The organism is Kitasatospora sp. NPDC057542, from assembly GCF_042801945.1.
GTDB lineage: Bacteria > Actinomycetota > Actinomycetes > Streptomycetales > Streptomycetaceae > Kitasatospora.
Genome location: NZ_JBHVFE010000422.1, coordinates 1 through 7,939, shown reverse-complemented (window position 1 = coordinate 7,939; position 7,939 = coordinate 1). Strand labels below are relative to the sequence as shown.

11 protein-coding genes and 1 pseudogene are annotated in these 7,939 nt (G+C 70.0%); 5 read left to right on the top strand and 7 right to left on the bottom strand.

Features of this window, described 5'->3' with window-relative positions; translation table 11 throughout:
• Positions 1–110, top strand: a pseudogene (locus ACFU7Y_RS35125) (zinc-dependent metalloprotease); the annotation flags it as partial.
• Between the two features lies 1 nt (position 111).
• Here ACFU7Y_RS35125 and ACFU7Y_RS35120 read toward each other — a convergent pair.
• Complete coding sequence (locus tag ACFU7Y_RS35120; protein WP_380770791.1) at positions 112–1,062, bottom strand: NADP-dependent oxidoreductase; 951 nt, start codon at positions 1,060–1,062, stop codon at positions 112–114.
• A gap of 70 nt (positions 1,063–1,132) precedes the next feature.
• Between ACFU7Y_RS35120 and ACFU7Y_RS35115 the strand changes: the two genes are divergently transcribed.
• Positions 1,133–2,131: a GlxA family transcriptional regulator gene (locus ACFU7Y_RS35115; protein WP_380770789.1), complete on the top strand. Its 999-nt coding sequence runs from the start codon at positions 1,133–1,135 to the stop codon at positions 2,129–2,131.
• Between the two features lie 74 nt (positions 2,132–2,205).
• On the opposite strand, the gene ACFU7Y_RS35110 is transcribed toward ACFU7Y_RS35115, so the two are convergent.
• Positions 2,206–2,619: a RidA family protein gene (locus ACFU7Y_RS35110; protein ID WP_380770788.1), complete on the bottom strand. Its 414-nt coding sequence runs from the start codon at positions 2,617–2,619 to the stop codon at positions 2,206–2,208.
• Positions 2,620–2,773: 154 nt separating this feature from the next.
• Positions 2,774–3,592 (bottom strand): barstar family protein, encoded by an 819-nt coding sequence (locus ACFU7Y_RS35105; RefSeq protein WP_224273670.1) that lies wholly within the window; start codon positions 3,590–3,592, stop codon positions 2,774–2,776.
• Positions 3,593–3,760: 168 nt separating this feature from the next.
• On the opposite strand from ACFU7Y_RS35105, the gene ACFU7Y_RS35100 reads away from it, so the two are divergent.
• Positions 3,761–4,501: a hypothetical protein gene (locus ACFU7Y_RS35100; RefSeq protein WP_380770787.1), complete on the top strand. Its 741-nt coding sequence runs from the start codon at positions 3,761–3,763 to the stop codon at positions 4,499–4,501.
• A 146-nt stretch (positions 4,502–4,647) separates the two neighbouring features.
• Here ACFU7Y_RS35100 and ACFU7Y_RS35095 read toward each other — a convergent pair whose 3' ends face one another.
• From ACFU7Y_RS35095 to ACFU7Y_RS35085, 3 genes are all read right to left on the bottom strand, one after another.
• On the bottom strand, positions 4,648–4,953 hold the full coding sequence (locus ACFU7Y_RS35095) for a hypothetical protein (RefSeq protein ID WP_224273661.1): 306 nt from the start codon (positions 4,951–4,953) through the stop codon (positions 4,648–4,650).
• Between the two features lie 71 nt (positions 4,954–5,024).
• Positions 5,025–5,570 carry a hypothetical protein gene (locus tag ACFU7Y_RS35090; RefSeq protein ID WP_380770786.1) on the bottom strand — a complete coding sequence of 182 codons (546 nt, stop codon included), beginning with the start codon at positions 5,568–5,570 and terminating at the stop codon, positions 5,025–5,027.
• A 15-nt stretch (positions 5,571–5,585) separates the two neighbouring features.
• Positions 5,586–6,014 carry an ATP-binding protein gene (locus tag ACFU7Y_RS35085; protein WP_380770785.1) on the bottom strand — a complete coding sequence of 143 codons (429 nt, stop codon included), beginning with the start codon at positions 6,012–6,014 and terminating at the stop codon, positions 5,586–5,588.
• Between the two features lie 156 nt (positions 6,015–6,170).
• Between ACFU7Y_RS35085 and ACFU7Y_RS35080 the strand changes: the two genes are divergently transcribed.
• Positions 6,171–7,112, top strand: a complete 942-nt coding sequence (locus ACFU7Y_RS35080; protein WP_380770784.1) for a helix-turn-helix domain-containing protein — start codon at positions 6,171–6,173, stop codon at positions 7,110–7,112.
• Positions 7,072–7,212, top strand: a complete 141-nt coding sequence (locus tag ACFU7Y_RS35075) for a DUF397 domain-containing protein (protein WP_380770783.1) — start codon at positions 7,072–7,074, stop codon at positions 7,210–7,212. Before ACFU7Y_RS35080 ends, ACFU7Y_RS35075 begins: the two co-directional genes overlap by 41 nt.
• 7 nt (positions 7,213–7,219) lie before the next feature.
• On the opposite strand, the gene ACFU7Y_RS35070 is transcribed toward ACFU7Y_RS35075, so the two are convergent.
• Positions 7,220–7,813 (bottom strand): DUF4291 domain-containing protein, encoded by a 594-nt coding sequence (locus ACFU7Y_RS35070; RefSeq protein WP_380770792.1) that lies wholly within the window; start codon positions 7,811–7,813, stop codon positions 7,220–7,222.
• Positions 7,814–7,939 lie beyond the last annotated feature (126 nt).

Here is a 7,939-nt window from a genome sequence, read left to right as displayed (position 1 = left end):
CCCTGCTGGAGGGCCACGCCGACTACGTCATGGACGGGGTCGGGCCGGCCATCGTGCCCTCCGTCGCCGAGATCCGGGAGAAGTTCACCCGCCGCGGTCTGGTGGGGGCCGTTACGGGCGGACGGTGAGCACCAGCTTCCCCGTGACCCGGCCGGTCTCGCCCTCCGTGTGGGCCTTCGCCGCCTCGGCGAGCGGGTAGGTGCCGGAGACGTGCACGCGCAGCTGCCCGGACTCGGCGAGTGCGGCGATCGCGGCCATGCCCGCCTGGTCGTGCTCGACCAGCATGGCCTTCGCCCTCACGCCCAACTCGGCTGCCCGTGCGGTCACTTCGTCGAGGTCGTGCGGCAGGATCGACACCAGGACGCCGCCCGGCCGGAGCGTCTCCAGGGAGCGCAGCCGGTCCTCCCCGCCGAGCGGGTCGAGAACCACGTCGATGTCGCGGGCCTCCTTCACGAAGTCGGCGGTGCGGTAGTCGATGACCTCGTCCGCGCCCAGGCCGCGGATGAAGTCGTGCTTGGCCGCGGATGCGGTGCCGATGACGTACGCGCCGCGCGCCTTGGCGATCTGCACGGCGACGTGCCCCACGCCGCCGGCCGCCGCGTGCACCAGCACCCGCTGCCCCGGCCGGACCCGGGCGGTGTCGACGAGGGCCTGCCAGGCGGTGAGCGCCACCAGCGGAAGGGCGCCGGCCTCGGTGTGGGACAGCGCGGCGGGCTTGGGCGCGAAGGCCCGGGCGGGACCGGTGACGTACTCGGCGTGCGAACCGGCTCCGTACGGGTACGGCAGCATGCCGAACACCTCGTCGCCCGGCGCGAAGAGCGAGACGCCGAGGCCGACCGCCTCGACGACGCCGGAGACGTCCCAGCCGAGCGTGAACGGGGGCTGCCCGAGGAAGATCTCGCGGTCGCGGTGCTTCCAGTCGGTGGGGTTGACGCCGGCGGCGTGGACGGCCACGAGGATCTCGCCGACGCCGGGTGCGGGGCGTTCGACCTCGGCCTCGTGGAGGACGTCCGGGTCGCCGAAGGTGGTCTGGGTGATGGCTCGCATCGTGTTCGTGGTCATGGATCAAGCGTGCGGCCCCGGCCCTGACCTGGGAAATGGCAGGATTGCCAAAGACCGATAGGATCGTGCCATGCCTGCGATGGAACCCTGCGGCCTCCGCGACCGGCCGCCGCACCGCGTCGTCGTCCTCGCCCTGGACGGCGTGTACCCCTTCGAACTGGGCATCCCCAACCGGGTCTTCCCCGGGGTGCCGGGGGCGTACGAGGTGGTGACGTGCGCGGCGACGGACGACCGGACGGTCGCGACCGACGCCGACTTCACGATCACCGTCGGGCACGGGCCCGAGGCGCTGGAGAGCGCCGACACGGTCGTCATCCCGCCCTACGCCCTGCAGCGCGTCACCGCCGACCTGCCGGAGTCGGACCGTGCGGCCCTCGCCCGGATCCGCCCCGGCGCCCGCATCGTCTCCATCTGCACCGGCGCGTTCGCGCTGGCCGCCGCCGGTCTGCTCGACGGGCGGCGCGCCACCACGCACTGGGCCCTGGCTCCCGCGTTCCGCCGGATGTTCCCCCAAGTCGACCTGGACGCCGACGTGTTGTTCATCGACGAAGGCGACGTGCTCACCTCGGCGGGCGCCGCGTCCGGGCTCGACGTGTGCCTGCACGTGGTGCGCTCCGACCACGGCAGCGCCGTCGCCAACCAGGTCGCCCGGCACTGCGTGGTGCCGCCCTGGCGCGAGGGCGGCCAGGCCCAGTACATCGAACAGCCGGTGCCACCGGAGGGAAACAGCGGCACCGCCGCGACCCAGGCCTGGGTGCTGGAACACCTCGACCGCCCGCTCGCGCTACGGGAGTTGGCCGCGCACGCCCGCATGAGCCCGCGCACCTTCGCCCGCCGCTTCCAGGAGGAGACGGGCACCAGCCCGGGCCGCTGGCTGATCCAGCAGCGGGTGCACCGCGCCCGCCACCTGCTGGAGACCAGCGACCTGCCGGTCGACCGGATCGCCGCGGAGATCGGCTTCGCCACCGGGGCGTCGCTGCGCCAGCACCTGCACGCCGCGATCGGAGTGTCGCCCCAGGCGTACCGGAACACGTTCCGGGGCCGGAGCGGGACGCCCGAGCAGGTCTGAGCGCCGCAGCGCGCGGGGGCCGGGCGGGACGGACCTGCCCGCCGCCCGGCCGTGGCGGCGGTCGGGCGCCGTCCTCAGGAATCCCCGTTGTCCTGGCAGGCCCACGCGTCGATCTCGACGCGCAGAGCCGGTGAGGCGAGCCGGGAGACGTAGAGCAGCGTCATGGCCGGCTTGTGGTCGCCCAGCCAGTTGTCGAAGGCCGCGCGCCGCCGGGCCGGCTCGCCCTCCTCGTTCTCCCCGACCAGCAGGAAGGTCAGCTTCACGACGTCGCGCACCCCCATGCCGGCCGCGTCGAGATTGCGCCGCAGGTTCTCCAGGGCGACCTCGATCTGCTCGACCGGGTCCGCGGGCACCGATCCGTCCGGCCGCATCCCGATCTGACCGGACAGCACCAGCCATCGCGCCGGTTCGCGGACCTCGATCTGATGGGTGTATCCCGCGACCGGTTGGTGCACGTTCTCCGGGTTGCGGTAGATCACTGCTGCCACCTCACTGCCCCCCCAACGGGTGGGCGACATCGCCACACGCTGTGAACCGAGTGTAGTTGACGGCGATTTCGGGAACCGGACCGTCCCCTGCCGGCGGCCTGCGGCCCGCGATCGGTCGGGACGCCGCCCGCCGACCCTCGGGAGCGACCAGCCGTCACCGCAGGACCACGCTGATGCCCCGGCCCTCGAAGATCTCCACGATCAGGTCGAACAGCGATGCTGTGCCGTCGCTGGTGGGCGTGCGCTCGGCCAAAGCCGCCCTGGCCTCGGCCGAGGACTCCCACCGCAGCGTGAAGGGAGGGGTGGCACCCCAGCCGCCTCTCAAGCAGTCGTCGAGAGCATCGAGGTTCCAACCGAAGTATCCGCCAGGACCGTTGACGGCCTCGCCCATCGCACAGTAGAAGCTGTCCTCGTCAACGATGTGCCGACCGTCCAGCGTGAACACTTCGCCGACGGGAGTATCGACCGTCCTCCGCCGTCGGTACTGATGGGACCACAGCGCCACCGACAGCCACGCTCGTCTGTCCTCACGGTCCAGGTCGTGCCACATGCCGGTGCGATTCAGGCGCCCCATGCGGATCAGGTCCCACATGACGTCCGCCCCGGGCAGGGCGTTCTCGCACCACAGCGTCACCGTGAGGTCGACGAGGCCGGCTCCGCGGGGGGAGGGCTGGACGTCGACGACGGTGACCTCGCCGACGAAGTAGGACCCCATGGTGGCACCGTCGGCATCAAGGACGTCGAACCAGGCGTTACCCGCCATGGCGCGACGACTGCCAACGTGGTCAAGGCTCTTGAGGAGGCCGCCCTGCGGGAGGCAACCCGTGAGGTGCACTCGTCGTGCTCCCGCCTCCTCCGGCAGCGGCGTGAACAACCCGTCGGCCTCATGAGCAAAGCCCCAGAAGTCGGCGTCGTCCTCATCCGAGGTCAGAGCGTACTTCTGCCCCTCGCTACCATGACCTGCTGATCGCATCGCGCTCCTCGTTGGAGCGCTGATCCTACCGGCGCCCCGCAACCTGACGGGTTGATGCCGACCGTTCACCGCCCCCTGACCCCATCCCCATCGGAGCCCCTTGCCGCCCTGAGCGGAGGCCGCGCGAATTCACATGACAGCTGAGGCCGGCTCCGCGATCATTGGCCGGTGGCCACAGAACCGGACCTTCTCAGCCTGAACATCGTCTGCCCACCGCCCGGCGAGGGCGGCATCGAGGTCCGCCCGATCGTCAATGGCCGGGACCTTCTGGCCGACGCCTTCCCCGGTGGGGTGGGAGGCTCCCTGTACGCGGGAGTGGGCCCCCGGTATCTGTTGGGCCGGGACGGGCCGTTGCATGCCACTGCGACGCCCCACGAGGTTCGTCTCGCTTGGTCCGGGTGTGGCGTGGAGATGTGCTGTGGTGCCCTGTACATGACGGTCGGGCGTGACGGGGAGCATGTCGTCTGGGAGGGCTGGCGCGACCCGGCCAATCAGGACTTCCACCTGCCGGAGCTTCGGTTCACCACGGGTCAGTACGAGGCCGAGGTCCTGCGAGCCGGAGAGGACCGCAGTTGGGAGTGGCCGGCAGGAGTGGTCAGGCGGCTGCTTGAGGCGGGGCTGAGGGGGCGCGAGGACTGGCTCGCCAGGTGGGACTGCGAGTTGGAAGACGTCTGGGCCTCCCGGGGCGAGCAACCCGATCAAATCCACGTCGTCCTGAACCATCCCCCAAACCGGGCCGATACATGGCTGCCCTGGGCCCAGTTCCTGATGACCTTCCCGATCTCCGCCGACGACCCGTCGGACCAGGCCGAGCGCCTTGAAGCGCAGCTGACCGCAGGCGATCCCCGGGCCACCGCCGAGCTCTGCGGAGGTTACAACCCCGAGCAAGTGGGTTACCCCTGGCCGTAGCCGGCCGACCCGCTGTTCATGTGAACGGCAGGAAGAGGCGAGGTGGGGCCTCCGGGGGCGCGCTGCTCACCCGGCCGACGGCCCGCGCATCGGGGAAGTGCGTGAGAAGCCGGTGGGGCCGACTTCCCGCGCGGGGTGGGAGGGGACTACGCCGGCAGGTCGTGGGCGATGGCCCGCAGGACGTCGGCGAGCCACGTCAGGTGGTAGCTCAGCGCGCGATCCGGGTCGGCGAGCAGGTCCCTCAGGTGCTGCCAGGATTCCGAGAGCTGTCCGATCGTGAGGTCGTCCGGCTCCCGCGTGACGTCGTAGAGCTTGTCCGGGGGGATGGACCAGAAGTAGTCCTCGTCCAGGGCGACGGTATCGCCCGCCGCAGCGGCTTCCACGTGGCAGAGCAACACGTCGAACGATCTGCGCAGCTCGGCGAGGGGCACGGACAAGGGCTCACCAGTCATGATCACCATCATGGGGGACCGGTGAGGGTTACAGGAAGTCGGTGGGGCCGACTTCCTGTGCGCGGCGTGGGTCAGGTGTGGGTGGCTGCTTGGGTGCGGCAGTGGGTGAGGGCGTACTTGAGGCGGGTGTCGGGGGTGGGGGTGGTGGTGAGGAGTTCGCCGGCGGTGACGAGGGTGGTCCAGTACAGGGTGGGGTTTCCGGTGCGGGGCAGGGGGTGGGCGGCGGCGAGGGAGAGGTAGGCGGCGGTGAGGTTGCCGGTGGTGAACCAGCGGTTCAGGCCGTGCTGGTGGCCGGGGCGGATGCCGCCCATGGCGTCGACGGCGATCAGGAAGTGGTCAACGACGGCGAGTTCGGTGGTGGTGAGGGAGGCGGGGACGTCGAAGACGCCGAGGGCTTCGAGGAGTTCGCCGGTGTCGGTCTCGGAGCCCGTGCGAGGGTTGGCGAGGAGGGCGTCGTAGCAGTCGTCGAGGCGGCGGGTGGTCTCGGCGAGGGGGATGGTGAGGGCGAGGCAGACGGCGCGGGCGGAGGGGAGGGGTTTGCGGGCGAGGAGGGCGTAGGTGGCGGCGGGGGTGGTGCCGCGGGAGAGGGCGTGGCGGGCGAGGGTGGCGAGGTGCATGGCGTGGTTGGGCTTTCAGACGGTGACGAGGGAGGGGCCGGGGGCGACGAGGGCCCAGATGAACTTGCCGATGCCGCCCGGTCGGGTGGCGCAGCCCCAGCGTTCGGCGAGTTCGTCGACGAGGAACAGGCCGCGGCCGTGCTCGTCGTCCGGCGCAGCGGTCCGGAGGGACGGACGGCCGCTGCCGGCGTCGTGGACCTCCAGCCGGAGGCGGGAGTTGACGAGGGCGAAGCGGATCTCGATGTGCCGGTCGGCGGGCGCGTCGGAGTGCTGGACGGCGTTGGCGAACAGCTCGCCGAGGAGCAGTTCGGCGGTGTCGCAGTAGCGCTCGCCGGTGGGCAGGCCGGAGAGGTAGGCGCGGAGCAAGTACCGTGCGAGGGGCGTGGATTCGGCCCGGGAGTCGAGGCGGGCGACGAACGTGCGGGGGCGGCGGGCAGTGAGCATGGGGGGACCTCAGGGGCGGAGGGGGCGTGCGAAGGGAGCGCGCAATCACGCTACGCATGCAGATGATTGCGTTCCGGTCTCAATGATCGGCCTGCGGAGATACGGTGATGGCCGAAATCGGGTACCAGGCACACGCGGTACGTCAGGGGGTCGGGCATGGCACACCGGCGACTCAAGAGCGAAGTGACGGCCAGTTCGGCGCGGATCTTCGGCGAAGAGCTGCGGTTCTACCGGGAGATGGCCGGCTACACGCAGGAGCAGTTGGCGAAGCTGCTGCACTGCACCAGGCCGAACATCACAAGGTACGAGTCCGGCCAGAGGCGCATGCCGCCGGACATGGTCGTGCAGGCAGATCTGTTGCTCGACACGGGCGGGTCGCTGAAGCGGCTCTGGGACCGGGTGGACTGGAACGCTGGGGTTGAGCATCCGGACTGGTTCCAGAGTCATGTGGACATGGAGTCCGAGGCGCTTGGAGCCCGCGTCTACCAGTGCGGCTATATGCATGGCTTGCTGCAGTGCCGTGAGTATGCGCGGGCGCTGTTCGCCGCTGGCAATTCGACGGCGCTGATTGAGGAGCGGACGGCTGCACGATTGGCTCGACAGCAGCGGTTCCTCGTGCAGGACGGACCGTTGCTCCTGGCTGTTCTCGACGAAAGTACGATTCGAACGGTCATCGGTGGGCCAGACGTGATGCGTCGCCAGATGGAGCACCTGCTGGCCATCTCGGAACTGTCGAACGTGATCATTGAGATCGCGCCGTTCGCGGATCGTAGGACCGTCATTCCTACGTCGATGGTTCTACTGGAGATGCCTGATGGGCAGAACTACGTCTACTCGGAGAGCTTGGATCGAGGGCATCCGAGCAATGATCCGGAAGTCGTCGCCTCGCACCGGCGCGCCTATGATCGGCTTCGCAGCGAGGTACTCTCAGGGAGTAACTCGCTTGCGCTGATCCGTGATGCGCTGGAAGGGTACAAGGATGACGCGGAACGAGCTCGCCAGAGCCGTCTGGCGGAAGAGCAGCTACAGCGCTCCCAACGGCGGCGACTGCATCGAAGTGGCCCCCGGATTTCTCCCCGGCGTCGTCCCGGTCCGTGACTCCAAGGACCCCAATGGCCCGGCCCTGATCTTCCCCGCCGCGGCTTGGGGGTCGTTCATCGCCGCGATCCAGGACGGCGAATTCCCCGTTCAGGGCTGACTTGAGCTCAACCGGCCAGGTGGGTCAGGAGTGTGTCGCCGGACGGGTACGCGCTTTCGGCCGGCAGAAGCTTCCGGGCTTGCTCCAGCTCTCCCTCCCGCACGTGGGCGTGGATGGTGTGGGCGAGTGCGGTGACGTCCTTCACCGAGACGATCCACTCGTCCGCATAGCGCGCAGCAACCTCGCCGGCGAGGCCGAGCTGAAGTGAACGGAAGGGCAGCGGCCGCAGGTGCAGATCGCGTTCGGGATCCCACTGCACGCGCGCCGGGGACCGCTTCAACTCACGCTTCCACGTTGCCCGGTCGGGGTGCAGTCCGTGTTCGTAGTGAGACAGGCAGCTGTTCTCCAACGCCCATTCGAAGCCCTCGCGGGTGATCTCGATCGCAAGGACTGTCTCCTGCCCCTCTTTCCTCGCCCATCCGCAGCGGTACATCATCCAGAGGAACGACGGTTTGATCCACGTCATCCGGTCCCTCTTCCACGCCGCCGGGAAGCGACCGTCCCGTGCGGCGGGCAGGCCGATCTCCGGCGCGTACGCCTGGTAGATGGTCACCGTGGTGGCGGTGTGGAGGGCGCGGATCCGATGCTTGGGTTCTGGCACGGTGACCAGGGTCGAGGTTCGGCGCGTGTCGCGCCAGCGGATTTTCCGGGCCCGACGGGACCGGCGGAAGCCCCGCCCCTCGGTGGATGGCCGGATGCGGAACGAGCGCCCGGCCGGGGTTCCGGC